22 protein-coding genes and 1 pseudogene are annotated in these 25,564 nt (G+C 46.4%); 7 read left to right on the forward strand and 16 right to left on the reverse strand.

From position 1 onward, the window contains the following. The first annotated feature begins 206 nt into the window (after window positions 1-206). From G588_RS0107880 to sdaAA, 3 genes are read left to right on the forward strand one after another with little or no spacing between them, the layout of a single operon-like run. On the forward strand, window positions 207-1,406 hold the full coding sequence (locus G588_RS0107880; RefSeq protein ID WP_022778202.1) for a ribonuclease H-like domain-containing protein: 1,200 nt from the start codon (window positions 207-209) through the stop codon (window positions 1,404-1,406). 38 nt (window positions 1,407-1,444) lie between these two features. Further along, entirely contained in the window at window positions 1,445-2,113 is a 669-nt protein-coding gene (sdaAB, locus tag G588_RS0107885) for an L-serine ammonia-lyase, iron-sulfur-dependent subunit beta (protein ID WP_022778203.1), read from the forward strand. Window positions 2,114-2,131: 18 nt separating this feature from the next. Beyond that, the gene (sdaAA, locus tag G588_RS0107890; protein ID WP_022778204.1) at window positions 2,132-3,016 is read left to right on the forward strand and encodes an L-serine ammonia-lyase, iron-sulfur-dependent, subunit alpha; all 885 of its coding nucleotides are present in this window, start codon (window positions 2,132-2,134) and stop codon (window positions 3,014-3,016) included. Window positions 3,017-3,086: 70 nt separating this feature from the next. On the opposite strand, the gene G588_RS0107895 is transcribed toward sdaAA, so the two are convergent. From G588_RS0107895 to G588_RS0107925, 7 genes are all read right to left on the reverse strand, one after another. Further along, the gene (locus G588_RS0107895; RefSeq protein ID WP_022778205.1) at window positions 3,087-3,872 is read right to left on the reverse strand and encodes a CheR family methyltransferase; all 786 of its coding nucleotides are present in this window, start codon (window positions 3,870-3,872) and stop codon (window positions 3,087-3,089) included. 488 nt (window positions 3,873-4,360) lie between these two features. Continuing rightward, the gene (gene rpsA, locus G588_RS0107900; protein WP_022778206.1) at window positions 4,361-5,503 is read right to left on the reverse strand and encodes a 30S ribosomal protein S1; all 1,143 of its coding nucleotides are present in this window, start codon (window positions 5,501-5,503) and stop codon (window positions 4,361-4,363) included. Next, window positions 5,484-6,338, reverse strand: a complete 855-nt coding sequence (gene ispH, locus G588_RS0107905; protein ID WP_022778207.1) for a 4-hydroxy-3-methylbut-2-enyl diphosphate reductase — start codon at window positions 6,336-6,338, stop codon at window positions 5,484-5,486. The genes rpsA and ispH overlap by 20 nt, the downstream gene beginning before the upstream one ends. A 15-nt stretch (window positions 6,339-6,353) precedes the next feature. Then, entirely contained in the window at window positions 6,354-7,016 is a 663-nt protein-coding gene (cmk, locus tag G588_RS0107910) for a (d)CMP kinase (RefSeq protein ID WP_022778208.1), read from the reverse strand. Between the two features lie 26 nt (window positions 7,017-7,042). Continuing rightward, window positions 7,043-8,347 (reverse strand): NAD(P)/FAD-dependent oxidoreductase, encoded by a 1,305-nt coding sequence (locus G588_RS0107915; RefSeq protein ID WP_022778209.1) that lies wholly within the window; start codon window positions 8,345-8,347, stop codon window positions 7,043-7,045. Window positions 8,348-8,356: 9 nt separating this feature from the next. Continuing rightward, window positions 8,357-9,292: a MurR/RpiR family transcriptional regulator gene (locus tag G588_RS0107920; protein ID WP_022778210.1), complete on the reverse strand. Its 936-nt coding sequence runs from the start codon at window positions 9,290-9,292 to the stop codon at window positions 8,357-8,359. Between the two features lie 24 nt (window positions 9,293-9,316). After that, a complete protein-coding gene (locus G588_RS0107925; protein WP_022778211.1) occupies window positions 9,317-9,868 on the reverse strand; it encodes a TetR/AcrR family transcriptional regulator in 552 nt (183 codons plus the stop codon). Between the two features lie 205 nt (window positions 9,869-10,073). On the opposite strand from G588_RS0107925, the gene G588_RS0107930 reads away from it, so the two are divergent. Genes G588_RS0107930 through G588_RS19625 form a run of 3 tightly spaced genes read left to right on the forward strand, consistent with a single transcriptional unit; the run spans window position 10,074 to window position 14,880 of the window. Then, a complete protein-coding gene (locus G588_RS0107930) occupies window positions 10,074-10,820 on the forward strand; it encodes a glycerophosphodiester phosphodiesterase (RefSeq protein ID WP_022778212.1) in 747 nt (248 codons plus the stop codon). Next, window positions 10,817-11,794, forward strand: coding sequence for an alpha/beta fold hydrolase (locus G588_RS0107935; protein ID WP_022778213.1), 978 nt, complete (start codon window positions 10,817-10,819; stop codon window positions 11,792-11,794). The genes G588_RS0107930 and G588_RS0107935 overlap by 4 nt, the downstream gene beginning before the upstream one ends. A gap of 11 nt (window positions 11,795-11,805) precedes the next feature. After that, window positions 11,806-14,880 carry a DEAD/DEAH box helicase gene (locus G588_RS19625; protein ID WP_022778214.1) on the forward strand — a complete coding sequence of 1,025 codons (3,075 nt, stop codon included), beginning with the start codon at window positions 11,806-11,808 and terminating at the stop codon, window positions 14,878-14,880. Window positions 14,881-15,091: 211 nt separating this feature from the next. On the opposite strand, the gene G588_RS0107945 is transcribed toward G588_RS19625, so the two are convergent. The 6 genes from G588_RS0107945 to G588_RS0107975 form a co-directional block, all read right to left on the reverse strand. Next, window positions 15,092-15,397, reverse strand: coding sequence for a GIY-YIG nuclease family protein (locus G588_RS0107945; RefSeq protein ID WP_022778215.1), 306 nt, complete (start codon window positions 15,395-15,397; stop codon window positions 15,092-15,094). 37 nt (window positions 15,398-15,434) lie between these two features. Continuing rightward, window positions 15,435-16,154: a sulfite exporter TauE/SafE family protein gene (locus G588_RS0107950; protein WP_022778216.1), complete on the reverse strand. Its 720-nt coding sequence runs from the start codon at window positions 16,152-16,154 to the stop codon at window positions 15,435-15,437. Window positions 16,155-16,284: 130 nt separating this feature from the next. Beyond that, window positions 16,285-16,638, reverse strand: coding sequence for a C-GCAxxG-C-C family protein (locus G588_RS0107960; RefSeq protein WP_022778218.1), 354 nt, complete (start codon window positions 16,636-16,638; stop codon window positions 16,285-16,287). Window positions 16,639-16,666: 28 nt separating this feature from the next. Further along, entirely contained in the window at window positions 16,667-17,080 is a 414-nt protein-coding gene (locus G588_RS0107965) for an acyl-CoA thioesterase (protein WP_022778219.1), read from the reverse strand. Between the two features lie 153 nt (window positions 17,081-17,233). Continuing rightward, a complete protein-coding gene (locus G588_RS0107970) occupies window positions 17,234-19,546 on the reverse strand; it encodes a glycogen/starch/alpha-glucan phosphorylase (RefSeq protein WP_022778220.1) in 2,313 nt (770 codons plus the stop codon). 117 nt (window positions 19,547-19,663) lie between these two features. Next, window positions 19,664-20,653, reverse strand: a complete 990-nt coding sequence (locus G588_RS0107975) for a LacI family DNA-binding transcriptional regulator (protein ID WP_022778221.1) — start codon at window positions 20,651-20,653, stop codon at window positions 19,664-19,666. A 373-nt stretch (window positions 20,654-21,026) separates the two neighbouring features. Between G588_RS0107975 and G588_RS0107980 the strand changes: the two genes are divergently transcribed. Beyond that, window positions 21,027-21,455: a hypothetical protein gene (locus tag G588_RS0107980; protein WP_022778222.1), complete on the forward strand. Its 429-nt coding sequence runs from the start codon at window positions 21,027-21,029 to the stop codon at window positions 21,453-21,455. Window positions 21,456-21,627: 172 nt separating this feature from the next. Here the strand turns inward: G588_RS0107980 and G588_RS0107985 are convergent, their stop codons facing one another. From G588_RS0107985 to G588_RS22725, 3 genes and pseudogenes are all read right to left on the reverse strand, one after another. Further along, the gene (locus tag G588_RS0107985) at window positions 21,628-22,530 is read right to left on the reverse strand and encodes an SGNH/GDSL hydrolase family protein (protein ID WP_022778223.1); all 903 of its coding nucleotides are present in this window, start codon (window positions 22,528-22,530) and stop codon (window positions 21,628-21,630) included. A 29-nt stretch (window positions 22,531-22,559) separates the two neighbouring features. After that, window positions 22,560-24,092: an alanine/glycine:cation symporter family protein gene (locus G588_RS0107990; protein ID WP_022778224.1), complete on the reverse strand. Its 1,533-nt coding sequence runs from the start codon at window positions 24,090-24,092 to the stop codon at window positions 22,560-22,562. Window positions 24,093-24,277: 185 nt separating this feature from the next. After that, a pseudogene (locus G588_RS22725) lies at window positions 24,278-25,564 on the reverse strand (hypothetical protein); the annotation flags it as partial.

Below are 25,564 nucleotides of genomic sequence, written 5' to 3' on the forward strand. Positions count from 1 at the left end.
CTAGTATACTAATATTCGTGTAATAATTCCACATTTATGAGAATTTTTCTGACAATTTCGCCAGATGTAAGTCAACGGGCGGTTGTGAGTCAATGGGGACGGTTCTTTGTGACTCGCTTCGTGAGTCACAAAGAACCGTCCCCATTGACTCATCAAATATGATAGAATAATGAAGGTAGGGGACTTTCGGAAAGGGTGGAGCAGGTATGATAAAGACTAGCGAGGAACTGATATTTAACGGCAACGAGATCATTGCAAAAATTCCGGAATTAATAGGTTATCCTTCAGAAGAGATATTGTTCATTGACATAGAGACCACCGGTCTGTCAGCCAAGACTGCGGATCTGTACTGCATAGGCCTCGCCTATTATGAGAAGAACCATTGGCGAAGCTGCCAGCTCTTTGCAGAGAACGTATCGCAGGAAGCTGAAGTATTGTCATCTTTTATCGCCTTTGCCAAGGATTTCAAAGTGTTGGTGCACTTTAACGGCAACAGATTTGATATTCCTTTTTTGGAAAATAAATACGAGAAGTATTTGTTCAAGAGCCCTATGGACCAGATGGAATCTTTTGACATCTACAGAAAGATCGCGCCATACAAGAATCTGTTGGGGCTCCCGGACTGCAAGCAAAAGACCATAGAGCTGTACCTTGGAATCAACAGGGAGGATCAGTACGACGGCGGCAAGCTGATTCCGGTGTATCAAAGATATGCACAATCCAAAGATGCTGAGGACTTAAGGCTCCTCCTTCTTCACAATGAGGAGGATATCAAGGGCATGTTCCAGCTTCTTCCGATGCTGTTGTACGAGAGATTTTTTAAACTGTTCGAAAATCTCCCTAAACTGTCTGTAAGAACCGATGAAGAGATCGACCCTTCTAAGTATTACGAGGATGATTTTGCCCTGCATCTGCCCCTTAAGGCTCGGAAGGTTCAGGCCAATTATTACAAGGATTATGAAGGCAGCCAGAAGAAGGAAGTTTATATGAAGCTGTCCCTTCCAATCGCACTGCCCGCTTCTTTGTCCGGCAACTACGACGGCTGCTATTTCAAGGCAGAAGGCGATGAAGCTACGCTCAGGGTTCCACTGTATGAAGCTGAGCTTAAGTACTACTACGCCAACTACAAGGATTATTACTATCTTCCCAGGGAAGATACCGCTATACATAAGTCCATCGCAGGCTTCGTTGACAAGGCCTACAGGGAAAAAGCCACTCCATCCAACTGCTATACCCGCAAGGCCGGTCAGTATCTGAAGGAATGGGATCTTGTTTTTTCTCCCTTCTTCAAAACCGACTACGAAGATAAGGACTACTATTTTGATCTTAATGAGAACATGAAAAAAAGCAGGTTTGCCATGAGTCTCTACGCCTGCCATGTGATAGCACATATTCTTAATGCATGATCAGGATAAGCATTTGATTTATTCAAAAGGAAGTATTTATGAACGTTTTTGACATTATCGGGCCTGTAATGATAGGTCCCTCCAGTTCTCACACCGCAGGAGCCGTAAGGCTTGGCCGTGTAGTAAACAAAATAATGAACGAACAGAAGCCGGAAAGCGTTGAAGTTACGCTATCCGGTTCTTTTGCCCAGACCTATAAAGGCCACGGCACAGACAGAGCGCTGATGGCAGGCATCATGGGCTTTGACTCTGATTCCGAGGAGATCAGGGATGCCCTGGAGATCGCCAGGGACAGGGGTATCAAATACTCTTTTATCAAAAAAAATATACCCGGCGCCCATCCCAACACTGCCCTTATCAACTACACTCTCCCCGGGGGAGAGACGGGAACCGTGCTGGGCTGCAGTATCGGCGGCGGAAACATCCGCGTTGACAGCATCAACGGAATGAAGGTTGAGTTCAGCGGGGAAAAGAATACGCTTCTTATCATGCACAAGGATAAACCCGGTGTAATCGCCAAGGTTACCAATTTCATGCATTTCTTTTATTCCAGCCTTAATATCTGTAACTTCAGGCTCTCCCGCGAGGAAAAGGGAGGAAATGCCATTATGACAATTGAGATTGACGGGGTTCCTCCGGAGCATCTTATAGAAGATATCAAGCTCCTTAGGAGCGTGGACAATGCAATCCTGATAAGAAGAATATGATGGGAGTTATGTACCTGTATGCTTAAATATGAATCAATAAAAGAGCTGACCGATGCTGCGGATAACGCCAGGGTCAAGATAAGCAGCCTCGTTCTGGAGGATCAGGCCCGCAGCATGGAAATATCCGAAGAAGAGCTGTATGCCCGGATGACCGACAGTTTCAGGGTAATGAAAGAAGCCGTTGTCTTTGGCATGAAAAAGGATCAGAAATCAATGTCTGGCCTGACCGGCGGCGAAGCTTATCTTGTAAACGAGTACAGCAAAAAGAATAACGGCGGTATCTGCGGAAGTTTCATGTCCGGAGCCATTGCCCGCTCCCTGGCCGTTGCGGGATGCAACGCATCCATGGGAAGGATCGTGGCCGCCCCCACTGCGGGGAGCTGCGGAATCCTGCCGGGGTGCCTTATCTCCCTGATGGAGGAAAAAGGCCTTGATGAGAAGGATGTGATCATGTCCATGTTTACCGCCGGAGCCTTCGGCATGGTAATAGCAAACAAGGCCAGCATAGCCGGAGCAGAAGGCGGATGCCAGGCCGAGTGCGGCAGCGCTTCAGCCATGGCCGCAGCCGCCATGACAGAGCTCATGGGCGGAGCACCGGACCAGGCTGCAGATGCCTGCGCTATTGCCCTCTCCAGTCAGATGGGACTTGTCTGTGACCCGGTGGCGGGACTTGTGGAGATTCCTTGTATCAAGAGAAATGCTTCGGGAGTTATGATCGCTTTTTCCAGCGCTGAGATTGCGCTGGCGGGTGTCGGATCCAAGATCCCCTGTGATGAATGTATAGATGCCATGAGGGAGGTTGGAAATGCACTCCCGGGTTCCCTGAAAGAGACAGCAGGTGGCGGACTTGCGACGACGCCGACAGGTCAGATGCTTAAGAAAAAAGTGTTCGGCGAGAAGTAAAAAGCATAAAATAAGGCAATAAAACAGGGCCGGTTCTGATTCAGAATCGGCCCCTTGTATTGCTATATTCTTAGCTCATAGGTTTCTCATAATAGAATGAATTCTTACGAACGAATCCGATATCCTTGTAGTTAACAATCTGCTCTGTACTTCCGATAAAGAGGATTCCGCCGGGCTTAAGGTTAGCATAATACTTTCTGAAAATATCGTCCTTAGCTTCCTCAGTGAAGTAGATAAGTACGTTACGGCAAACGATAAGGTGACAATCCTTCGGATAAGGATCCCTTAAAAGGTCTGCCTGCTTGAAGGTTACGCGGGATGTGATCTCGCTGGATACCTTCATTTTGCCGTCGGGAGTTTCTGTGAAGTATTTCTTCTTGAACTCCTCGGGAACGCCTGCAACTTCCTTCTTGTCGTAGATGGCTGCCTTGGCTTTGGCAAGTACAACTGCGTCAAGGTCCGTTGCATAAACATTTATCTGATTTAGCGGAATATGCTTGGACAGCATCATAACGATGGTATAAGGCTCATCGCCTGTGGAACAGGCGGCGCTCCAGATCTTGAGATTCTTGCCGAACTTATTCATAAGCTCGGGAACCATCTCCTTGTCCATAAGATTCCACTGATCCTGGTTTCTGAAGAACTCAGATACGTTGATAGTGAGGTAAGTAACGAATGAATCAAGCGCCTCTCGGTCTTTTTTGATCAGCGCAAGGAATCCGTCATAACCTTTAACCTCATACTTTCCGATAAGTGTATCGATTCTTCTCTTCATCTGCTTTTCTTTGTAAGCGTTAAGGTCAATTTTGGTGAGGTCATAGACACCCTTTTTAAACCACTCGTAATCGTATTCCATGAATGTACTTCCCTCCTACACACAATAATAATTACAGCTACTTTAATTATATTTAAGTTCTAATTGTATGTAAAATTAAATATATATAAATAGTTTATCGATAATTTATATTGCTAATTATGTCTTAGGCAGCGCAAAATTAGTGGCGTAAAAGGCTCTTCCGATGTGAGGCTATTGACCGAAAGTCTAATGAGGACGGGGAAGGGCTTGCAGCAATAAAATTTTTGTCATTAGCTCCGCGATGATGATTTATGAGCGTTTCAGATAGGTGACCGGTCGACTGTTCTGAACAGGGTGAAATGAGACCGGTCGCCTAGATGAAATGCAATAAATCACTGAGCGAAGGTAGCAAAAATTTTATTGTATCAGCCCATCCCCCGGCCACCGCCGCTTTGCTCGTCCTCTCGTCCTCTTCCCCCCTCACCCCACACAATATAAAAAGGCCGGCAGCTTACGCTACCGGCCAATAATATTCATATAAGTGGGAATTAATCTTCCTGCTCGGCGATTACCTTGTCGATATCAACAGAAACTACATCGCCCTCATCCTCTGCAGGAGCTGCTTCCTCAGCAGGCTCAGGTGCAAAGAGTGCCTTGATTGAAAGGCTGATTTTCTTGTCATCCTCGTTGAAGTCAACGATCTTAGCTTCAACTTCCTGGCCAACCTTAAGTACATCTGAAGGCTTCTCAACATGTTCCTTAGCGATCTGTGAAACATGAAGGAGTGCATCGATACCGGGCTCAAGCTCGATGAATGCACCGAAGTCAGTCATTCTGGCTACCTTACCCTTAACAACGTTGCCAACCGCATACTTGGTTGTTGCATCCTTCCAAGGATTCTCGTCGTCGAACTTTCTTGAAAGAGCGATCTTGCTTCCGTCGATGCTCTTAACAAGAACCTTAACTGTATCGCCAACCTTGAATACCTTCTTAGGGCTCTCAACACGGCCCCAGCTCATCTCTGAGATATGAAGGAGTCCGTCTGCGCCGCCAAGATCGATGAAAGCACCGAAGTCTGTAACGTTCTTAACTACACCGTCAACTACGTCGCCGGCCTTGATGGTATCGAAGAGCTTCTTAGCCTGCTCAGCCTTCTCAGCTGTTACAAGCATTCTTCTGTTACCGATATATCTGCGTCTCTTAGGATTGTACTCAGTTACAACGAACTGGATCTCCTGATCCTGATACTTGGAAAGATCCTTCTCATAGCTGTCTGATACAAGTGAAGCAGGGATGAAGATTCTAACTTCATCAACTACTACTGTAAGACCACCCTCAAGTACCTGAACAACCTTAGCTGTAAGTACTTCCTTGTTGTTGAAGGCTTCCTCAATTCTCTTGTTGCCTCTGTCGATGGCAAGTCTCTTGTACGAAAGAATGACCTGTCCGTCTGCATCGTTGGTCTTAAGGACCTTAACGTCCATTGTATCGCCAACCTTAACGGCGGTTGTAAGGTCAATGCTGTTGTCATTGCTGTATTCGCTCTTAGTCAAGATTCCGTCGGACTTATAGCCAATGTTAAGGATTATCTCGTCAGGCTTAACGTCAATAACAGTTCCCTCAACAACCTCCCCTGTGTGAATTGTTTTGAACGATTCGTTAAGCATCTGTTCAAAAGTTTGTTCTGACATAATTCTGAACCTCCTCAATAATGTTCTTTGGGGTTGAAGCCCCGGCGGTAATCCCAACAATTCTGGTAGTGTCAGGTAATTCCAGATGTAGGTCATCCGTTGTGTGAATAAAATATGTATATTTGCATCGCTGCTGACATATCTCATAGAGTTTCCTAGAATTGGAGCTGTGTGCTCCGCCAATAACAATCATGGCATCAGCTCCCTGGGCGATCCTCTCCGCCTCAGACTGTCTTTCGTCAGTAGCATTGCATATTGTATTCACAACATTAATATTGTAACCATTATTTTTAAAGATTTCAACGTTTTCTTTAAATTTATTTCTGTTAAATGTAGTCTGCGCAACAACTGTATATTGCTTATCCTTATTTTTGTCGAAGTTTTCGGCACTTTCGCGGCTGTCGCATACCCAAACATCGTCCCCCGCATAGCTTACAATTCCTTCTACTTCCGGGTGATCCGCGCTGCCTATAACAATAATTCCTTGACCTTTTTCGCTCTCTTCTGCCACGATCTTATGTATTCTTTTAACAAAAGGGCAGGTGGCATCAATGATCGTCAGACCGCTTTCCTCGATTTTCCTGTGAACTTCCTTAGTAACTCCGTGGGATCTGATAATAATTATCCCTTCATGAAGATTTTCAAGTTCTTCCTGGCTGTTAATAACCTTAACGCCCTTTTTCTCAAGGTCTGCAACCACAGTCTCGTTATGGATTATGGGGCCGTATGTATAAATATTCGCGCCACTGTTTTTTTCTATCTGCTCATAGACGGTTTCCACTGCCTTGGTTACGCCAAAGCAAAAGCCCGCATGTTCGGCAAGTACTACTTCCATATAGCCTCTCTTTCCTCATTTAGCTCTATAGAGCTCTATGATCTTACCGGCAACTTCCTCTATGGTCATATATGAAGAGTCCACAAGGATCGCATCCTCAGCCTGCTTGAGAGGAGAATTCTCTCTGTGGCTGTCTCTGTAGTCTCTGTCGATGATGTCCTTCTCGATGGTCTCGATATCGCAGGCAACGCCCTTCTCTGTAAGCTCCTTGTAACGTCTCTTTGCTCTTACTCTTGAGCTTGCTGTAAGAAATACCTTAAGATCCGCACCGGGAAGAACCACGGTTCCGATATCCCTGCCGTCCATAACAACATCCGTGGTCTCTGCAAGTTTCTGCTGAAGCTCCACCAGCTTTTTTCTCACATCACCGTTAACACTGCTGGCAGATGCCATATTTCCCACAGCTTCGGTTCTGATAAGTCCGTTGACATTCTCTCCGTTAAGATAAACTACCTGAACGCCATCCTCATATTTGATGGTGATGTCCGCAGTTTGGCAGGTTGCGCTGATCTTGTCGCTCTCCTCTGCCTTGATACCGTTATTTATCATATAAAGGGCCATGGCTCTGTACATGGCGCCCGTATCAACATAAATAAATCCAAGTTCCTTAGCAACCATCTTGGCGATAGTGCTCTTGCCTGCTCCTGCAGGTCCGTCAATTGCAATGCTCTTTGCCATAATATATAACTCCTCGTAAAAAATTTTTATTCTTCCGCTGCGGAAACACCGCTAAGATGCCCTGTTGACCAGGCAACCTGAAGATTAAAGCCGCCGGTCTCGGTATCCACATCAAGAACCTCTCCCGCAAAATACAGTCCCTTAACAAGCTTGGACTCCATGGTGGAAGGGTTGATCTCCTTGACGTTGACGCCGCCTCTTGTGATGATTGCTTCGTTAAAGCCTCTCGTTCCTGTGATCTCCATTGGCAGGTTCTTGATCAGCTTAACAAATGCCTGTCTCTCCTCCTTGGTGATCTCGTGAACGGGCTTCTCGGGATCTATGCCCGACAGCTCTATCATAACCGGGATAAGCTTCGATGGGAAAAGACCTCCCAGCACATTTTTAAAATGCTTGTTAAGTCCCTCTTCGAAGTCCCTGAGGACCCTCTTATCAAGCTGTTCCTCATTAAGCGCAGGCTTAAGATCAATGAACACCTTGCCAAGCTTGTCCTTCTCATAATGGCAGCTGGCAGTAAGAACGAGAGGACCGCTGATACCGAAGTGGGTAAAAAGCATCTCTCCAAAGCCGTCATACACAGCTTTGGGTTTCTTGGCCTTCTTGGATCCGCCGTTCTCACCGGTCCCGTTACCGGCCTTAGTGTCGCCCTTATCAGATAAAAAGAGCTTGAGACCCACATTTTTAAGAGACAAGCCCTGCAGATCCTTGCACCAGCTCTCTTTTACCTCGAAGGGAACCAGTGAGGGAAGAGGCTCCTTGATACTGTGTCCCGCATCCTTGGCAAACCTGTAGCCGTCTCCTGTGGAACCTGTGGAAGGATAGCTCATTCCGCCGGTACATACAATGATGCTGTCGAACTCCTCGCGGGTTATGGGATCGTCATCCACTGAATAAGTCAGGGCTGAAACCACGCCGCCGCTACTCTCCACCGACAGGACATTGGCATTAAACACCACAGTGACGCCTGCCTTAACCACAGCATTGTACAGTGTCTTGATTATATCCGAAGAATGGTCGGATACGGGAAAAACCCTGTCTCCGCGCTCAACCTTCAGCTTACAGCCGTTACTTTCAAAAAAGTCCATAACGGCCCTGTTGTCAAAATCATAAACAGCGCTGTAGAGGAACCTGGGATTTCTTTTAACATAGTTAAAATAGTCCTCCACCTCGCAGGCGTTGGTGACATTGCACCTGCCCTTGCCGGTGATGTAGATCTTTTTACCGGGCTTTTCGTTTTTTTCAAAAATAGTGACGCTACCACCGCTATTCGCGGCAGCCAGCGCCGCCATCATGCCGGCCGCACCGCAGCCGATAACTGCAATTTTCTTCACTAAACTCTCCTACTTGTTGACGTTCCCTGATCTGTAAGGATAACCGATCATCGGATCGTCGGAAGCAAAATCAATCTCATCATTTAAATAAACCTGATAATTATTCCAGGTCTCTTCCAGCATCTTAAGGTCTGCCTGAACCTCGTTAGGCTTTTTCATACACAGAGCCACCACCAGCGCATTGATAACGCTAAGGGGCGCCACCAGTGAATCAACGATGGAAGCCATCTCGCTCTTGGCAAGAAGGTTACAGGAGGAATACAGGTTCATGGGCGAATGAACAGAATCTGTAATGGTGATGACCTTGGCATTCCTGTCATTGGCAAACTCCATGCACTTCAAGGTTCTCATGGAATATCTGGGGAAGCTGATTCCTATGATTGCGTCCCTGTCGTTGATCCTTATCATCTGCTCAAACATCTCGCTGACATTGGTGGTTTTGATAAGGAAGTTGTTGCCTCTTATCATATTCATGTAAAAGTGCAGGAAATCCGCCAGGGGCTCGCAGCTTCTGATGCCCACGATATAAAGGTTCCTGGCCTTAAGTATAATGTCAACGGCAGTCTTGAAGGCTGCCACGTCGATGTTGTTGATCGTGTGCTCTATATTCGAAATATCCGACTGAAGGATGGTGGACAATATCTCGCCTTCATTGCTCTTGCCAAACTTCCTTCCCACCTTCTGAACTGAGCCAAATTTGTCGCTGACCCAAACAGAAAGCGCCTTCTGAAACTCGGGATAACCATCGTAGCCAAGGCTCATGGCAAAACGGACAACGGTGGATTCACTCATTCCCACGATCCTGCCAAGCTCTGCCGCAGTCATGAAAACAGCCTGCTCATAGTGGTCACAGATATAGGTGGCAATTGACTTCTTGCCCTTACTCATCCTGGGATAACATTCATTTATTCTGGTAATAACATCAACATCCGCTTCGAAGCGCATTACATCCCCCTTGATAAACGCTTATTACTTGCTGAAAGCCATGTAGGCTGACTCAAGCATACTTACGGATGAAGCCTCATCCAGATCATAATCCCCGGTCACAGCCATGCAGCCTGCGCCGTGGATGAAGATCCACATCTTCATGAAAAGATCCTGTGCATTACCTGCACCCTTGGCAACTGCCTTGTTTATCTCTTTAACAACATTCTCATTACTGCCATTTACAAGGTCATACATGCTCTTGGACTCAGGTCCCTGCTCAGAGATGAAAAGGAGTCTGAACAGATGAGGATACTTCTGAGCAAATCCGATGTACGCAAGACCCAGGTCAACGAAAGGAACCTCGTGGGACTTGGTGTAATCGTTGTAATAATCTTCGTAGTAAACGGCTGCCTTATCGTAAACGTCCTTTTTAAGCGCATCCATATTTTCATAAATGCGGAAAATAGGCTGTGTGGAGCATCCTGCTGCTGCCGCAAGCTTCCTTGATGTTATCTGCTCAAAACCTTCTCTTTTGGTAATCTTGAATGCCGCATTTACTATTTCTTTCTGCGTAATGGTTGCTTTTCTGGACATGTTTTTATGCCTCCCCAAAGATTTTTTAATAGAATGTCATTAAGATTTTCAATGACACGCGTTATTATTTTACAGAATGAGCCCACCTCTGTCAATGGATTCACTAAGTTTCACTCAGATTTTATGACGCTTTTTCAATTGAATGGCATCTTCTAAAATGATACAATTAATAGATGACATTTTTTACCAAACGGGGGTAATAAATATGAGCAGACCACTTATCTGGGCACATCGAGGAGCCAGCGGCCACGCCCCGGAGAACACCCTCTCGGCCTTTGATCTTGCGGCCAAAATGGGAGCCGACGGCGTTGAACTGGATATTCAGCTTACCAAGGACGGCGCGATTGTCGTCTGTCATGATGAAAAAATAGACAGAACCAGTAACGGTGCGGGATTTGTCAGAGACTATACTCTGGCTGAGCTTAAGAAGTTCAATTTCTGCAATGGCAATCTTTTTTATGAGGATGCCACAATTCCAACCATGGAGGAAGTATTTAATCTCCTGGATCCCACAGGACTCACCATCAATATAGAACTCAAGACCGGCGTCTTCTTTTACCCCGGAATCGAGGAAAAGATCGTTGATCTTACCCATAAAAAGAACTGGCAGGACAGAGTCATCTACTCTTCCTTCAACCATTATTCGATCATGAAGATAAAAGAGATCGATCCCGACGCCAAACTGGGCTTTTTGTATGCGGACGGATCCCTCGACATGCCCCTCTACGGACATCAGCAGGGCGTCGATGCACTTCACCCCGCTCTTTACAACCTGCAGTACCCTCATTTCATGGAAGACTGCAGAAAACACGGACTTGATGTAAACGTATGGACCGTCAACAGCACCGCTGATATCAAGAGATGCATTGAGCTGGGAGTAAACGCCATCATAACCAATTATCCGGACAAAGCCAATTCCCTTCTTAGCTACAGAGAATCGGAGGAAGCATGAATAATGTTAAGCTCCTTGGGGAGGAAGATTTCCTCTCCGCCATGGAAAACGAAGTCAAGGACTGGCGCAAAAAATATGTCACCAGAGGTCAGCTAAAGGGCAGGGGCAACATAGATTTTAACTACTATGTATGCGATCCCGAAGGAGCCCCAAAAGCCAGCATCACTCTGGTTCACGGTCTTGGCGAATTCTTCGGCAAATTCCATGAATACATCTGGTATCTCACCCAAGCTGGCTACAAGGTCTTTTTCCTGGAACAAAGAGGTCACGGCTATTCCGGGGGAAAACCCAAGGCAGTGGACACCATCTATATCGACAGCTACAGGACCTACGTGGAGGACCTTCACCGTTTCGTGGACAAGGTGGTGGTTCCCGAGAGCAGGGGCCTTGATATGTTCATCATCGCCCACTCAATGGGAGGCGCCATAAGCACTCTTTTTCTTGAGACCTATGATGGTTACTACAAGGGAGCTATCCTTAGTTCCCCGATGTTCAAGCTACTGGCGGGCAATGTCAATCCCGTCCTTCGCATTCTCCTTAAGGCCTATGCGATAATCTTCAGAAAAATGTACGACCTGGGGCCCAATCAGAAGCACTTTGATCCCAATCCGGATTTTGACAAGAGCAGTGCTCTTTCCAGACCCAGATTCGATTACCAGCTAATGCTAAGAATAAGGGATCAGCACTATCAGACAAGGGGCGCAACCTATGGCTGGGCCCTTGCCAGTATGCGGGTTCACGATGATATTATGAGAAATGCGGGAAAGCTACGACTTCCCATCACCATTATGACCGCAGGCCGCGATCATCTTATAGACGAGGCGGGTTATGAAGAGTTTAGCGGACTGGCTCCCGCTGCCAGGATTCACCCCTATCCCACCTCCAAACATGAGATCTTCAATGCCGATGAAGCCACAAGAAAAGCTTATTTTCGGGATGTTTTTGCAACTCTCGAGGGATATCTGACTCACTAAGGAATGGAAAAATGCCAAATAACAGTAACGATTTTTTTAAGACAGGATCCATAAGCGCCTCCGGAAGACGCTTTATTTCCGATGCTCCCAAGGACTTCCACTACACCTCCTTTGAGACCAAAAATCTGCTGAGAGCCTACGCTCCCGAATCCGATACGCCTCTTTTATACAAGAAGGCAGCGCTGGTGGAGCTTGAGCCACATCTCGTTTTTAACAAGGACAAGATCACCTTAAGCTTCAACATATATTCCGGTCAGGGCCACAGCTACGTGCTTAAGGACATCGCGGAGCTTATCAAAGCAATTGATGAGAACAGCACCGTCAGCTACGGCAAGCATCTGGAATTCACCCACGATCTGTCGGCCTTCTCCGATGCGTCAAAAAAGATAATCAGATTCCTTAAGGATTATTTCAGACATAAACAGAATGGCTTCACCTACTCCTACGCCAAGGGCCACAGCAAGCAGATCGAGCTTGAGGGCCATGAGATTGACGAGTTCTTTAGCTCCGTTTCAGGAGTTTACTACGTGAATAACGATTTCCGGGCAAAATACAGCGAGGAGCGCTATCTGGAGATAGTTCCCGTATTTCCGCCCATTGACCTTCACATTGACAAGACGCCGGGAGGCATCACCTTCGAAGCCAGCTCTTTTACCATGTTCGAGGGCTATTCCTATCTGTATTTCGAGAGGCGCAGGAAGCTCCACATGATCCCGAGAGTGGACGCTGAGCCTGTTATTCCTTTCCTTAGATTCCTGTCCGCAAGAAGGACTGAGAATGAGCTGTTTATTTCGGAAAAGGATCTGCCTGTTTTTTCAACGGGGCTCCTGCCTGTCATCGAGGAGTATTTCAACGTAGGCTCCGATGGTTTTGAGGCATCCATGTACACTCCCGATATTCCGAAATTCAGGCTCTATATCGACATGCCTGACGACTTCACCGTAACCTGCGACCTGCAGGCTCTTTATCATGAGGGAAAAAATACCGAAGAGGCCTATCATGTTTTCGAGGAGGCCTCGGCTTTTGATGCAAACGATGCCCGTGACAAGGAGCAGCTCCCCGTTATAAGACGCAATCTTTTTGCAGAAAATCAGGCCGCCAAGGCCATCAGCCCCCATTTTGACAAGCTTGATGCGGAAAAAGGACTTCTGATCCTCGGGGGCGAATCCGCAGAAAGCGATAGGATCTATACCTTTATTACCGATGACATTCCGTCCCTTGACCGCATCGGAGAGGTCTATCTGTCCGATAACATCAAGGCTGTTCATATTGTTAAGTCGCCCAAGATCTCTCTTGGTGTGTCCGTTGTTTCAGACCTTCTGCAGCTGTCCATAGTGCCGGAGGATCTGACAAATGATGAGCTGGACGAGATTCTTACCAGATACGACAGGAAGAAAAAATACTTCAGGCTTAAGTCCGGAGATATCGTGGACCTCTCAGGCAATGAGATGGAGCTACTGTATACACTAAGGGACGGTCTGTCGCTGACTTCCAAGGATATTCTTGAGGGACACGCAGCGGTGCCTAAGTTCAGGGCGCTGTTCCTGGACGATCTGTCGGGACAGAGTAAGGACTTTTTGGGGCCGCATCTGTCAAGAAGCAGAGAATTCAAGGCTTTGGTGGACTCTTTTAACGAAGACGAAAAAGCTATTCCTCTGCCCGAGAGTCTGTCGGAGGTTCTCAGAGATTACCAGAAGACCGGCTTCCAGTGGTTTGCAAGACTTAGGAAAAACGGCTTTGGCGCCGTACTGGCAGATGATATGGGCCTTGGTAAGACGCTGCAGGTGCTTACTCTTTTGCTTTCCATCAAGGAGAAAAATATTAAGGAGGGCAAAAAGAATAAGTGCTCCCTTATCGTGTGTCCTGCTTCCCTGGTCTACAACTGGCAGCATGAGATACAGAAGTTTACACCGCAGCTACACTGCGAGCTGGCGGTTGGAATAAAGCCCGACAGAGAGAGGGTCACCTCGGAGATTAACGAGGAAGGTACCGATGTTATCATTACTTCCTATGACCTTTTGAGAAGAGATATTGAGCTGTACAAGTATCTTTCCTTTGAATGTGAGATCATTGATGAAGCACAGTTTATCAAGAATCCAAGCACGCAAGGTGCAAAGGCAGTTAAGTCCATCAGCGCTTCCTTTAAGATTGCCCTTACCGGAACTCCTATAGAGAACAGGCTCAGCGAGCTCTGGAGCATATTTGATTATTGTATGCCGGGGTATCTTTTCAGCTACAAAAAATTCCACGACGTGCTGGAGGGACCTGCTGTTTCCGAGAAGGATGAAAGTGCCATGGAGAGGCTTCGCAAGATGATCGCGCCTTTTGTGATGCGTCGTCTTAAGAAGGATGTCCTTAAGGACCTTCCGGATAAGCTTGAGGAAAACATCTACGCTCCCATGACCAAGGAGCAGGCAGAGCTCTACAAAGCAAGGCTTCAGCATATCAAGATGATGGTGGAGCTTAAGAGCGATGAAGATTTCAAGAAGGACAGGATCGTTATCTTGTCGGAGCTTACAAGACTTCGCCAGATCTGCTGCGATCCCGGCCTTGTTTATGATGGCTATCAGGGAGGCAGCGCCAAGGCGGATCTGTGCCTTGAGATGATTAAAAGTGCTGCAGAGAGTGGCCACAAGATGCTGGTATTCTCCCAGTTTACATCAATGCTGGAGAGACTCACTGCCCTGCTTAAGAAAGAAGGCATCAGCTACTATCTCCTTACCGGTGCCACCAAGAAGGAAGATCGCATCAAAATGGTTGACACCTTCCAGGAAGATGAAACACCTGTATTCTGCATCTCGCTTAAAGCCGGCGGCACAGGCCTTAACCTGACTGCAGCAGACATCGTCATCCACTACGACCACTGGTGGAACCGCGCCGTCGAGAATCAGGCCACCGACAGAGCCCACAGAATCGGCCAGAAGAACGTGGTGACCGTATACAGGCTTATCATGCAGGACACTATTGAGGAGAGAATTATTCTCCTTCAGAACAAGAAAAAAGAGCTGGCTGAGCAGCTCTTATCTTCGGATTCACTTAGCACTCCGAGCCTTTCGAGGAAGGATCTGCTGGAGCTGTTGGGGTGATAGTAGAGCTTGAGGATGTGATACGGGGGCGATTTTTATACCAATGGGGACGGTTCTAAATGGTAAAGTTTTTGCAAAGAAAAAACTTTACCATTTAGAACCGTCCCCATTGGTATAAAAATCGTCCCCTTGTCATCTACATTGTCAATAGATCAAAATTTCTTCCACTCAATTCCTTGCGGCTCGGTTTGATGCTCATTAAGCAATGCCTCTACCTCTTCATCTGTAATTTCTTGCGGTTCTCCGCCTTCATAGATAATGGTATTGGCCAACCGCTGATCAGCTTCTCTTTCTGCTTTCTGGTTAGCTGCTTGATGCTGTACTCTCTTTTCATGGCCTCTTCTTTGGTCTCAAACTCCTCATAATAAACGAGCTTTACCGGAAGCCTTGGTTTGGTATATTTCGCCCCCTTGCCTTCATTATGAGCCGCCATCCGCTTTTCCAGGTCATTGGTCCAGCCGCAATATAAAGTGCCATCGGCACATTCTACCAAATAGGTGTAATTCTTTTTTTCCATATACTTATTTTACCGCGGAAAAAGCAGCAAATACAAATCAGGCTGCATTAGTAAGTATCAAGGCTATTCCGGAAATGATCAGCATAATTATCACAATCTTTTTCACATATTTCTCGTCGATCACACGGGCGCTGAGCATGCCTGCCCCAAGACCGGCCAGCATGCATGGTGCCAGCCATAGAGCCATCTTCAGAGCTTCTAAGGTGATTATTCCATACAGACTGTAGAGAATGATCCTAAAGGAGTTCTCAATCACAAAGACCAGGCAGATATTTGCCTTGAAAGCCTTGGAATCCTCAGTCACTCTGCCTATATATGCGCCAAGCAGTGCTCCCACGCCGTATAGGCCGCACAAAAAGCCTGATAAAATACCTATGACCGTCAGAAGTATCCTCGACTGCTTCGCTTTTTTCGAAGAAAACTCTCTAAAGAGCATCTCTATACCAACCAAAATCACAAGCACGCCGAAGATAATCTTAATGACTGTCACATCAGCATTTTTAAGAAAAAGAACACCTCCAAGGCTGCCGGCAATCACCAGAACCGATAGCGGGATGCAGATTTTTAAATCTATGGATCTGCGCTCTTTCCAGCTGATTATCAGATTGGTGGGATAGCCAAGGATCAGCTCCACCGGAGAAATATTTATATTGGCATTGCCAAAGCTCAGTATTGAGGTAAAAACGAGAGTGTTGGCAAACCCGCACTGGCCCTTAACAAAAAAGGCACAAATCGTTGCAATTATCCAAAAGATCATAAAATCCCTTTACTTATCTGTATTTTTGACTATCCAAATTGCCAGTAAAATGCAGATTACTTTAGCAATAGTACTTATTATGGCATTATCATCAGCAGTCAGCTGCGCCCCTGTGTTTACAAGAGCATGCTCAGGCATTCTTTATCATCTCTTCAAGCATGGCAGCAGCTTCGCCAACAAGATCATTGCAGGTTCTGCCTGTGCCGGTTCTCTGAGCGATCAGGGTCTTACAATCAAGACTTCCGTTCTTATCAAGAAAGGCCTTCTCATATTCGGCAGCCTTATCTATACCAAGTTTTTCAAGCATAGCTACAACGCTCAGATATGTTCCGCATTTACCATCAATACTTCTTGGAGCAGGCACCAGGTTCTTTGCCTCATCCTCAGATACACCAAGCGTCTCTGCAAATGCTAACGCCAGGGAAGTTGAACAGTTATTGCCATTTTTGTGAAAATTCCTGGCCTTAGTTTCTAATTCTGTCATAATGATATCCTCCTATAAAAAACTAAAATCAATTGTCTGCTGCAACAAGCCCGGAAAGAGTGTTAAATAATTCAGGATACTCCTGCTTCATCCTTATTGGTCTGCCCTCCGTATTAAGAAAAGCATGGGATGATGTGCCCAGGCAAACCACATTTCCGTCCTTATTCTTCATTTCATAAGCAAGGTGGAGCTTAACTCCCTTGAACTCTTTTACTGAAACACTTATCGAAACCTGATCAGCGAAGGTCGTTGTCTTCTTGTAATCACAGGTTACATTAAGGACCGGGGAGATGATCCCCATCTCCTCAAGTCTGGCGTAATCCCAGCCTATCTGCGAAAGAAAATCCACCCTTGCCTCCTCCATCCACCTGATGTAGTTGGAATGGTGTGTGATCCCCATCCTGTCAGTTTCGTAATATTGCACTGTATGAATATAGTCCATGTCATAACCTCATGTTGAAAGCCAACCAAAAAATGTCACATCTTACTATATCGCCATGGTCAGTTAAGGTAAAGGAAAAAATCAGGAACATAAGATGAAAAAACGCCCCGAACATTTCTGTCCGGGGCGCGTGGATTCAGTTCAAGCCCTAACTTAGTTTAGATGCCAGATATCTCTGTTATATTCATTTATTGTTCTGTCTGAGGAGAAGAATCCTGCTTTTGCAATGTTGGTCAGCATCATCTTCTTCCACTTATCACGGTTCTCGTAATCAGCGAAGATCTGATCCTTCTTCTCTATGTAGCTCTCAAGGTCGATGAGAGTCATGAACCAGTCCTTGTTAAGGAGCTCGTCGTGGAGTCTCTTGAGGTTCTCCTTGTGACCAACCTTAAGGGCTTCCTTGCTGGTGATGAAATCAACAGCTTCCTTGATTACTTTACTCTTCTTGTAGTAATCCTTGGAAACGTAATCAGCCTTCTTGTAGTGCTCGATTACTTCATCAGCGCTGACACCGAAGATGTAGATGTTGTCATCGCCTACAAGCTCGTGGATCTCTACGTTGGCACCATCGTCTGTTCCAAGGGTTACGGCGCCGTTCAGCATGAACTTCATATTGCCGGTTCCGGAAGCTTCCTTGGATGCAAGAGAGATCTGTTCTGATACATCGCAGGCAGGGATAAGTCTCTCAGCGTAGCTTACATTGTAGTTCTCTACCATAACTACCTTCATGTACTTGTTAACATCAGGATCGTTGTTGATGATCTCCTGAAGAACAAGAATAAGGTGGATGATGTCTCTTGCGATTACATAGGCAGGAGCAGCCTTGGCACCAAAGATGAAGGTAAGAGGTCTTGCAGGCTTCTTGCCGCCCTTGATCTCAAGGTATTTATGGATAATGTAAAGAGCATTCATCTGCTGTCTCTTGTACTCGTGAAGTCTCTTTACCTGAATGTCAAAAATGGAATCGGGATCAACCTCTACTCCCTCGTGCTCCTTGAGGTAAGCAACCAGCTCCTCTTTTTTGCCTCTCTTGATGGCCTCGAGCTTATCGAGAACTGCCTCATCGTCGATGTGGTCAAGGAGCTTCTCAAGTTTGTTTGCATCCTTCTTGAAGCCGTCTCCGATGGTCTCTGACAGGAAATCTGCCAACGGATGGTTACAGGAAAGAAGCCATCTGCGGAAGGTGATTCCGTTGGTCTTGTTGTTGAACTTCTCAGGATAGAGCTTGTAGAAATCATTAAGTTCACTGTTCTTGAGGATCTCTGTATGAATAGCTGCTACACCATTGATTGAGAAGCCATAGTGGATATCGATGAAGGCCATATGTACCTTCTTCTGCTTGTCGATGATCCAAACCTTGGAATTTCTCTTGTACTTGTCGCGGATTCTCTTATCCAGCTCCTTGATGTAAGGAACAAGCTGAGGAACCACCTTCTCAAGATACTCAAGGGGCCAGGTCTCAAGAGCCTCTGCCAGGATTGTGTGGTTGGTGTAGGCACAGGTCTTACTTACAACGTTGATGGCCTCATCGATATTGAAGGCTTTCTCCTCAACAAGAATCCTGATAAGCTCAGGAATGATCATTGTAGGATGTGTATCGTTGATCTGGATAACCGCATGGTTATGGAGCTCGTGAAGGTCATACTGACGCTCCTTCTGCTCTCTTAAGATAAGCTGTGCTGCATTTGAAACCAGGAAATACTCCTGATATATTCTAAGAAGATTACCTGCCTCATCGGAATCATCCGGATAGAGGAAAAGAGTAAGGTTCTTATCTATTTTGGTCTTGTCAAAGTCGATGCCTTTTTTAACAAGGCTCTCATCTACGGACTCAATGTCAAAGAGGCGGAGCTTGTTAACTCCGGTGTCATAGCCCACAACATCCATGTTATAGAGACGGGAAACAACCTTCTTATCGCCAAAAGATACCTCGAAGGTAGTATCTGTCTTCTCAAGCCAGGACTGGTCTTCGATCCAGTCGTTCTTCTCTGCATTCTGAAGGTGATCCTTGAATACCTGCTTAAAAAGTCCGAAGTGATAATTGAGTCCGATGCCCTCTCCGGCCAGTCCAAGGGTTGCGATGGAATCAAGGAAACATGCTGCAAGTCTTCCGAGACCGCCGTTACCAAGTGAAGGCTCAGGCTCGCACTCCTCTATATCTGCAAGATTCTTGCCGTTCTTCTCAAGAATAGCCTTAACTCTGTCATATACTCTCAAGTTGATAAGGTTGTTGGAAAGAAGCTTACCGATAAGGAACTCCATTGAAATGTAGTAAACCTTCTTCTCACCGTTATAAACCTCGGCAACATTCATAAGACGTGTTGTCATCTCCAGAAGAACGAAGTAGGTCTCGCGGTCCGTAAGTTCCCTTAGGCTCTTGCCAAACTTCTCGTCAGCCAGCTGCTCAAGCTGCTCTTCAAGATTAAGAACCAGAACGTCGCGCTGCATGTTGGTGTGCTTAGACATTTTAATATCTCCTCTCGCAATAAAAAACAATTTTCCCAGGAAAACGTTTTCTTAATTCATAATACATACTTTACCATGAGAAAACGTTTTCCGCAAGTTTTTTCTTACAAAATAATCTCAGCGGATAATATCCTCATACTTGATTCTCACCAGAGTATGGGGTATCACTACTTTTCTGCCCTTCTCTCCGCTCATAAGTCTGTCCAGCTCAATAAGAGCTTCCTCAGAGATCTTAACAAAGTCCTGCTTGACTGTGTTCATCTGCTTACCGGCGTAGCCCATGAGCAGTATCCCGTCAAAGCCGCAGACCGGTCTGAAGATGTCCATGTCTATCAGAGCCTTCATGGCTCCGATGGCCATAAGATCCGAGGCGCAGACAACGCAGTTTGTATTCTTGGCAAATTTCATGGTGATCTCTCTGGCCTTAAGCTCAGAGAAACCGCCGTTTCTTACGGTGAGCTTGAGCTTTTTCTCGGTGCAGAGCTTCTTGATACCATTAAGCCTCTCTGCGGTGACATAGCCGTTTTCTTCTCCGGCAATGTACAGAACCTTCTTGCACTTGTTCTCCGTAATGGTCTTCTTGGCAACGTCATATTGCGCTTTTTCATGGTCGACGCTGACGGATGATGTAGTGTCATTTACCATTGGTGCGTCGATGACCACCATCTTGAATTTTCCGCTGTCAATGAGCCTATGAAGGACCTTGTCCTTAGTGGTTAGGCCGTAAACGATGATGCCCTTAATCCCCTGGGAGGCAAAATAGCTGGTGACTTCCTCAAGGTTCATATCTTCGATCATGGAAGTAAAAACGGTGATGACATCCAGCTGCAGTTCCTTGGCCTTATGGACGGCTCCTGATATGTACTGCATGCCGATCTCGTCACTGGCCTGGGTCTCAAGATTGAGCTTGATGAGAAGTGCAACTCTGCCTGCCTTCTTGGAAGAAAGGGTAGCGGCTACGGCGTTTGGTACAAACCCCAAGCGTTCAACTACTTCATTTACCTTGGCTTTGGTTGCTTCGCTGACGTTGGGATAGTTGTTTAGCACCTTGGAAACAGTTGATATGGCTACGCCTGCTTCCCTGGCGACATCTTTGATGGAAACCATTTATTCTCCTTACTGTACCCGTTTTTTCGGAAAGCGTTTTCCGTACATGATATAATCATAACTTTTTACGACAGGTATGTCCAATGAAAATTGCATAAAAACATCAGCCTACAAAATATAGGCGGATTAGCTATGGCAGCTAATATGTGCGGCCAGGAGATAATGGATGGTCAAAGCTTCGTATTTATGGGGGGGTGGATGTAGATTTATGCCATAAAAGCTTGATAAATAGCAATATTTAGGTAGATAGAATTAGGAGAACGCAGTAAAATACTGGCATGTTTCCGTTAAATATAATCAAATGGCGCATAAATTCTATATCAAGGAGGATTTTGTCTATGATGAAAAAAGGATTGTGGGGAGGATGTAAGAGATGAAGCCTAGCTTAAGATTTGTTATTGATGTTTTCATTTCACTGGCTGTTTCTGCAAGCTACTTCGTGTTATCCGGGGCTGAATTTGATATTGCGTTTTTCCTGTTTATTCAGGGCTGCGCAATTATAATGGCAACTTCTGTAGCTGTAGCACATCAGGATTGTTTCGAGCTTATAACCTTTGGTCTTTTGTACCTGAAGCACTCCATTCTGACCGTTTTGAAATGCTTTATCCCTTTGATCATTGTATACCTCATCACCGTTTACGGTATGAAGATGGATGAAAACAGCGAGACTTATATCAATTTCCTCGGCATTGTTTTCTGTATCACAGCTAACGTATACTGCTACATCAGAGATCTGAAGAGAAAAGCTGCAAAACAGGCCGCTGCAAATCAGTCATCTGCTTCCAATAGACCCGCAGCTTAAATTTAATACTGAGTAACTCAAAAAAGGAATGACTCCTATTCACTTTCATGGATAGTCGACATTCCTTTTTTCTCTCGTTTCGAAAATCATCGCGTCGTACAAGAACTGCGTGTTTTCCGGTATTTTCCCCGTGCAGTCCCATTAATTCAGCTAGGTTTACTGCATTCACCAATCACATGGAGCCCATGATAAAGCTCCATTCAAAGGAGTTGGGTTTGGGGCTGTAGTGGATTCCGTCGGAGTCAATCTGAAGATTGGAATAGACGTAGGAGTACATGTCGATAACTTTGACTCCGTGTGCGTTTGCCCAGGCGGTTATCTGCTGGTTAAAGGCCGCCATGTCTTCGTTGCGGTATCTGGTGCTGTCCCATTCGTCAAGACACTCATTGGCTGTGGGTCCCACATTGCAGATCACAAGGTTGATTCCTCTGGCAAGAAGACCTTCATAATAGGTCTTGTACTGTTCTATGTTGTAATGATCATTGCAGCCAAGCCAGGTTACAACTGTATCGTATTCCGAATCATAACGTCCCAAAATCTCAACCAAATAGTCATAGCCTTTGCCATTCTCGGCAAATACTCTCACACCGCCCTGATTAAGATCATATATCTCGTAGCCTTCTCCGTCGAAGATATCTACGGTTCTGGAATCTCCGATAAAAAAGATCCTTCCGTAGTCCTTAGGCTGCTCTGCTGCGGCTGCTTCCGGCTGCTGAGGGCTCTCAGTTTCTGCAGTAGTCTCCTGATTATCAGGTTCTGCGGGAGCTGTCGAACTTACGGCTGCGGAATCGTCTTTTTGGGCTGCTTCCTTATCTGCAGGCTGCGTGGTAGCAGCGCTTGATGCATCGGAGCCCGCCTCGTTCTTGTCTGTAAGGGACATCTGCGCTGTGGCCTCTTCTGCTTGTGGGGCCTCTGTCTTATCAGCTGATGCCTCCTCTGCGCTACCTTCCTCTTCTGCAACCACTTCCACAAATGAAGCCTCTGAAACTCCGGACTCGGCGGTTATTTCTTTCTGACCACATCCAAACAGCATAACGCAGGAAAGGATCATGGCTGCTACAAACTTATTTTTCATAAATTACTCCATCTTTTACTTATTGTTTTTTACTTATTGGCTTTCTTATCCCAGACCTCCGCTTCTGTTCCGATCACCTTGGAGGTGAAGGGAGTTCCGTCATTTTTCTCGAAGTGTTCCTGTGCTTTTTTAACATACTTAAAGCCCATATACAAAAGAGGTATATTGCAATAAGCGATGAGAATGTTGGCAAAATCGGACAGATCCCACAGTGCTCCCAGGTCCATTCCTACGATTGATGTAAGCATTCCGAAGCAGATAACGGCGATGTCAATTACACGAATAACATTGATAAATGCGGCGCTCTTGCTGATTCTGTTTGCACAGATCTCAGAAAATGACATGAAGCCCAGAAGGCAGGTAAATGCAAACAGCCCAAAGCACAGTGATACCAAAAGGGTCACGGCGCTGTTAAACAAAGTTCCGGGTGTAAGCTCTGTGACCGATGCCAGATACTTGGGGAGCTTGCCCAGCTCAAACCATGCGTCAGCGGCATCTGTAAGCCATACTCTACCCATGATAACAACAAATCCTGTAAGTGTACAGATGACGATTGTATCCAAAAATACGCCGATGGCCTGAACACAGCCCTGATCGCAGGGGTGCGCTGCATCGGAAGCAGCTGCGGGCATTGTGATGGTACCCTGGCCGGCTTCGTTGGACATAAGACCTCTCTTAACGCCCTGCATAAGGGCAATTCCGAAGGCTCCGCCAAATACTGCTTCAGGTTTGAAGGCCTCGGTAAAAATGGCATAGAAGAACCAGGGAATACGTGTGAAGTTGATAAGGATCAGAACAAGCACTGTAACCACGTATACGATAGCCATGATCGGTACGAGAACGTCAGTTACTTTGGAAATCTTTTTGGTTCCGCCGAAGGATACGGCAACGGTTGCAATAATTACGATGGCAAAGCCGATCCAGTATACGGGATGAGTTGTAGGAAGGTCTGATCCGCTTACGATACTGCAGATCTGTCCCATTGCAGAAACCGTGTTAAAGCCCTGGGCGGGGAAGCACAAAATAGCATATATGATGTACATCAGTGACAGAACAACGCCCACAACTGCGGAATTCTTAAGAAGTCTTCTGCCGTAAAAGGCCATACCTCCGATGTACTCTCCGTCTTTTTCCTCCTTGAATATCTGGGAAAGGGTGGACTCGACAAAGGCTGTTGCCATTCCGAAAAAGGCTGAGATCCACATCCAGAGCAGGGCTCCGGGGCCGCCCACCGATACCGCACCGGTGACACCAAGGATATTCCCCGGGCCGACACGCATGGCAGTTGATAGGAAGAATGAGGCCAGAGGCGAGATTCCTGTTTTGGCCTTGCTGTTCTTAAGAACCTCGATGCCATGTTTGAATTTGCGAACCTGAATGAAACGAAGTCTGATCGTAAAATAGATACCCGAGCCAATCAGCAAAATGATAGCCAGTGAGAAATTTCCCAAGATGGGAATGTTTGAATACCATGAAAAATTCGTGGGGAAGTCCCAAAAAAGATCGGAAACAACCTGAATTCTCCCACATACTGCCGTGATAAACGCCAATAATCCATCCATACTTTTTTCCTCCGATTTAATCAAAAAAAAAAATTGTCCCCAAGAATATATCTATAATTTCATTATACGCCTGATCTACGGTATTTCGTCAGCATAAAATGCTGTCTGTCTTGCAAAAAGCGCTTGATGGGCAGAAAAAAGGTGCCGGACCGTTATAGGTACGACACCTTTGAATGCTATTTTATTTATTTTGCTACAACCTTGCTTCCCTTGTGCCTCTCAATCCTGGAACCTCCGCCAAGCTTGATGGTATCCTTGATAAGGTCGTTCATGATATCTTTGTAAGCTGTCTTGCCGTCTTTTTCGAAGCCGCTCTCCAGTGAATCAAATTCGTCGGAATCAAAGAGGATTGCCATGGTGTTGCCGTCCTCGAGGCGAAGAAGGATCGTGGTCTTCATACCAAGAATGGCTTTGGTGTACTCATAGTCCTCAGCTCCAAGGAATTTCTCTATATCTTCCACTTCACCTGTAAGGGCATCTGCTGCCTGTGACAGATCAAACTCCGACAGAGTCTGACTGATTCCTTCGATTACGGCATCCTCTTCAATAGGAGGCTCTGTAAGCGCATCTGCATCGACGTTCAGCATCATATCGGGCATCTCTGCAGAGGTCTCCTCTTCCGGAACTTCCTCCATCATTGACATATCTGCGGGCATCTCTTCAAGGGCAGGCATATCTGCAGGCGCCTCGGCTGCTGCTTCGCCGGCCATCATTGCTGCCATCATCGCATCCATTTCAACAGGAGCTTCCTCGGCTGCCGGCATCTCTGCTGCCATTTCAACGGGTACCTCAGGGGCTGCTTCTGCGGTCTCTGTTCCCGGCATCGGTGCATCTCCTGCAGCGATCATTGCTGCAAGAACGGGATCTATATCAAGCGCTTCCGCATCCAGAGCAACCGGTTCTGCAACAGGGATATCTATGGAGGCTTCCTCGGCTGCTACATTTTCTACGAGCGCTTCTGCTACTGACATATCTGCGGGCATCTCTACAGGTGCCTCTGCTACAGGTATATCGACGGGGATATCTATCGGGGCCTCGGCGGCTGCCTCTGGTGCTGCCTCTCCGGCCATCATTGTTGCCATCATTGCGTCCATATCTGCGGGCGCTTCTTCTGCTGCTACGTTTTCTACAAGTGCCTCTGCTACTGACATATCTGCGGGCATCTCTACAGGTGCCTCTGCCACAGGTATATCTGCAGGGATATCTATCGGGGCCTCGGCTGCGGCTGCCTCTGGTGCTGCCTCTCCGGCCATCATCGCTGCCATCATTGCATCCATATCTGCCGGCGCTTCCTCAGCTGCTACGTTTTCTACAAGTGCCTCTGCTACTGACATATCTGCAGGCATCTCTACCGGTGCTTCTGCTACAGGTATATCTGCAGGAATATCTATCGGAGCCTCGGCTGCGGCTGCCTCTGGTGCTGCCTCTCCAGCCATCATTGCTGCCATCATTGCGTCCATATCCGCAGGTGC

Origin of the sequence: Butyrivibrio sp. AE3009 (assembly GCF_000420845.1) — a bacterium.
Classification (GTDB): Bacteria; Bacillota; Clostridia; order Lachnospirales; family Lachnospiraceae; genus Butyrivibrio.

What these genes read in the sequence shown, in the direction of transcription:
- G588_RS0107935 (WP_022778213.1), top strand. Translation starts at nt 10,817, where the DNA reads ATGAATAATGTTAAGCTCCTTGGGGAGGAAGATTTCCTCTCCGCCATG.
- G588_RS0107965 (WP_022778219.1), bottom strand. Translation starts at nt 17,080, where the DNA reads ATGGACTATATTCATACAGTGCAATATTACGAAACTGACAGGATGGGG.
- cmk (WP_022778208.1), bottom strand. Translation starts at nt 7,016, where the DNA reads ATGGCAAAGAGCATTGCAATTGACGGACCTGCAGGAGCAGGCAAGAGC.
- ispH (WP_022778207.1), bottom strand. Translation starts at nt 6,338, where the DNA reads ATGGAAGTAGTACTTGCCGAACATGCGGGCTTTTGCTTTGGCGTAACC.
- G588_RS0107990 (WP_022778224.1), bottom strand. Translation starts at nt 24,092, where the DNA reads ATGGATGGATTATTGGCGTTTATCACGGCAGTATGTGGGAGAATTCAG.
- rpsA (WP_022778206.1), bottom strand. Translation starts at nt 5,503, where the DNA reads ATGTCAGAACAAACTTTTGAACAGATGCTTAACGAATCGTTCAAAACA.
- G588_RS0107945 (WP_022778215.1), bottom strand. Translation starts at nt 15,397, where the DNA reads ATGGAAAAAAAGAATTACACCTATTTGGTAGAATGTGCCGATGGCACT.
- G588_RS0107975 (WP_022778221.1), bottom strand. Translation starts at nt 20,653, where the DNA reads ATGGTTTCCATCAAAGATGTCGCCAGGGAAGCAGGCGTAGCCATATCA.
- G588_RS0107960 (WP_022778218.1), bottom strand. Translation starts at nt 16,638, where the DNA reads ATGACAGAATTAGAAACTAAGGCCAGGAATTTTCACAAAAATGGCAAT.
- G588_RS0107895 (WP_022778205.1), bottom strand. Translation starts at nt 3,872, where the DNA reads ATGGAATACGATTACGAGTGGTTTAAAAAGGGTGTCTATGACCTCACC.
- sdaAB (WP_022778203.1), top strand. Translation starts at nt 1,445, where the DNA reads ATGAACGTTTTTGACATTATCGGGCCTGTAATGATAGGTCCCTCCAGT.
- G588_RS0107980 (WP_022778222.1), top strand. Translation starts at nt 21,027, where the DNA reads ATGAAGCCTAGCTTAAGATTTGTTATTGATGTTTTCATTTCACTGGCT.
- G588_RS0107950 (WP_022778216.1), bottom strand. Translation starts at nt 16,154, where the DNA reads ATGATCTTTTGGATAATTGCAACGATTTGTGCCTTTTTTGTTAAGGGC.
- G588_RS0107880 (WP_022778202.1), top strand. Translation starts at nt 207, where the DNA reads ATGATAAAGACTAGCGAGGAACTGATATTTAACGGCAACGAGATCATT.
- G588_RS0107930 (WP_022778212.1), top strand. Translation starts at nt 10,074, where the DNA reads ATGAGCAGACCACTTATCTGGGCACATCGAGGAGCCAGCGGCCACGCC.
- sdaAA (WP_022778204.1), top strand. Translation starts at nt 2,132, where the DNA reads ATGCTTAAATATGAATCAATAAAAGAGCTGACCGATGCTGCGGATAAC.
- G588_RS0107985 (WP_022778223.1), bottom strand. Translation starts at nt 22,530, where the DNA reads ATGAAAAATAAGTTTGTAGCAGCCATGATCCTTTCCTGCGTTATGCTG.
- G588_RS19625 (WP_022778214.1), top strand. Translation starts at nt 11,806, where the DNA reads ATGCCAAATAACAGTAACGATTTTTTTAAGACAGGATCCATAAGCGCC.
- G588_RS0107970 (WP_022778220.1), bottom strand. Translation starts at nt 19,546, where the DNA reads ATGTCTAAGCACACCAACATGCAGCGCGACGTTCTGGTTCTTAATCTT.
- G588_RS0107925 (WP_022778211.1), bottom strand. Translation starts at nt 9,868, where the DNA reads ATGTCCAGAAAAGCAACCATTACGCAGAAAGAAATAGTAAATGCGGCA.
- G588_RS0107920 (WP_022778210.1), bottom strand. Translation starts at nt 9,292, where the DNA reads ATGCGCTTCGAAGCGGATGTTGATGTTATTACCAGAATAAATGAATGT.